The sequence below is a fragment of the Ramlibacter sp. genome (genome assembly GCF_036676645.1).
GTDB lineage: Bacteria > Pseudomonadota > Gammaproteobacteria > Burkholderiales > Burkholderiaceae_C > Ramlibacter.
The window spans coordinates 1-2190 of sequence record NZ_JAKFCM010000039.1; the positions used below are offsets into that span (position 1 = coordinate 1).

General features: G+C 70.3%; 3 protein-coding genes and 1 pseudogene. All 4 read left to right on the forward strand.

The window, feature by feature from the left end; translation table 11 throughout:
• Window positions 1–339 (forward strand): annotated as a pseudogene (locus V6M57_RS06650) (hypothetical protein); the annotation flags it as partial.
• Window positions 340–356: 17 nt separating this feature from the next.
• On the forward strand, window positions 357–914 hold the full coding sequence (locus tag V6M57_RS06655; RefSeq protein WP_332814208.1) for a methylated-DNA--[protein]-cysteine S-methyltransferase: 558 nt from the start codon (window positions 357–359) through the stop codon (window positions 912–914).
• The gene (locus V6M57_RS06660; RefSeq protein ID WP_332814209.1) at window positions 911–1831 is read left to right on the forward strand and encodes an AraC family transcriptional regulator; all 921 of its coding nucleotides are present in this window, start codon (window positions 911–913) and stop codon (window positions 1829–1831) included. The genes V6M57_RS06655 and V6M57_RS06660 overlap by 4 nt, the downstream gene beginning before the upstream one ends.
• Window positions 1810–2178 carry a VOC family protein gene (locus V6M57_RS06665; protein WP_068172646.1) on the forward strand — a complete coding sequence of 123 codons (369 nt, stop codon included), beginning with the start codon at window positions 1810–1812 and terminating at the stop codon, window positions 2176–2178. Before V6M57_RS06660 ends, V6M57_RS06665 begins: the two co-directional genes overlap by 22 nt.
• Window positions 2179–2190 lie beyond the last annotated feature (12 nt).

Below are 2190 nucleotides of genomic sequence, written 5' to 3' on the forward strand. Positions count from 1 at the left end.
AGCGTGTTGTGCCCGTACTTCGTGCCCACCGGCATCAGCCAGAGCCACCGCAACAAACCCGCCGAGCTGGCCGACGAAAAAGCCACGCAGAGCCAGTTGATCGGCCAGGCCATGAGCGACAAGGCCGTGAGCTCGGGCAAGGTCACGGCGGCCGAGGTGGCGCAGAAGGTGTTCGACGCCATCGCCGCCGACCAGTTTTACATCTTCAGCCACCCCAAGGCGCTGGGCAACGTGCGCGCGCGCATGGAGGGCATCGTTAACCAGACCAACCCGGCCGACCCGTTCCTTGAGCGGCGCGAGATCGGTGTGGGTTTGCGCGCCGCGCTGCGCGCCGTGTGAGACAGACCGAGACGGCCATGGATGGCGGTGGCCACACCCTGTTCGACACCCCCATCGGTGTCTGCGGCATCGCCTGGGGGCCGGGTGGCGTGGTCGCTGTGCAGTTGCCCGAGGCCGACGCGGCCCGCACCCGCGTGCGGTTATTGAAAGGCTTGCCGCCGCTGCCCGAACTGAGCCCGCCGCCGGCGACCGTGCAGGCCGCCATCGAAGGCATCCAGGCGCTGTTGATGGGCGAGGCGAGGGACCTGCGCGAAGTACCGCTCGACATGGCACGCCTCACCCCGTTCCAGCGCGAGGTCTATGCGATGGCCCGTGCCATACCCCCCGGCCAGACCCGCACCTACGGCGACATGGCCCAGGCCCTGGGCGACGCCGGCCTGGCTCGCGCCGTGGGGCAGGCCCTGGGCCACAACCCGTTCGCTCCGGTCGTGCCCTGCCACCGGGTGCTCGCGGCGGGCAGCCGCTCGGGCGGCTTCTCGGCCCGCGGCGGCGTGGCCACCAAGCTGCGCATGCTGCAGATCGAAGGCGCGCAGATCGGCGGCGAGCCCGGCCTGTTCGACGGAGACGGTACGTGATCACCGCCACCGAGCTGCTGTCGGGCGCCATCCGGGTGGTGGACTACCGCTGCAGCGCCAGCCCCGCCGAGCAACCCTTCACCGAGCTGCACACCGGCCACTCGGTCTCCTACGTGCGCAAGGGCAGCTTCGGCTACCGGGTGCGTGGCGCATCGTACGAGCTGGTGGTCGGCTCGGTGCTGGTGGGCCACCCGGGCGACGAGTTCATGTGCACGCACGACCACCACGTCTGCGGCGACGAATGCCTGGCCTTTCACCTCTCACCCGGCTTCGTCGATCTGGTCGGCGGCGACCAGGCCACCTGGCGCACCGGCGGCCTGCCGCCGCTGCCCGAACTCATGGTGCTGGGTGAGCTCGCGCAGGCGGTGGCCAGCGGCCGCAGCGATGCCGGTCTGGACGAAGTGGGCCTGTGGTTCGCGTCGCGCTTCGTGGACGTCGTGGCGGGCCGCACCCGCTCGCCGCAGCCGACCACCGGGCGCGACCGGCGCCGCGCCGTGGAAGCCGCGATGTGGATCGCCGCCCATTCGCACCAGGACATCGACCTGGACAGGGCGGCCGGCGAAGTGGCCTTGAGCCCGTTTCATTTCCTGCGGCTGTTCTCGCGCGTGCTCGGCGTCACACCGCACCAGTACCTGGTGCGTTCGCGGCTGCGCCACGCGGCGCAGCTGCTGGCCGACGGCGACAGCCCTGTGACCGACGTGGCCCTGGAGGTGGGTTTTGCCGACCTCAGCAACTTCGTGCGCAGCTTCCACCGCGCGGCCGGCGTGTCGCCGCGCGGCTTTCGCCAGGCCGCCCGAAACGGCCTGAAGAAGGACCGCAAGATTCTCCAAGACCGCGTGGCCGCTCTGATCGACGATGACCGCCTGATCCACCCATTGAACAGGAAGTCATCACCATGGTTGACCACATCGGACTGAACGTCCAAGACCTCGCCGCGAGCATCCGCTTCTACGAAGCCGCGCTCGCCCCACTCGGCCACGAGCTGGGTTCCCACGACGACACCTACGCCGGCTTGGGCCCGAAGGGCGCGCCCGCGCTGTGGCTCTACGCGGCTCGGGGCGCCCAGGGCGTGCAGGGCCCGGGCATGCACATCGCATTCCGCGCCCCCGACCACCAGGCGGTGGACGCCTTCTACCAAGCGGGCCTGAAGGCGGGCGCCAAGGACAACGGCGGCCCCGGCCCACGCCCCGACTACAGCCCGACCTACTACGCGGCCTTCCTGATCGACCCCGACGGCAACAACGTCGAAGCCGTCTGCCCCTGAAGAATGGGGAGA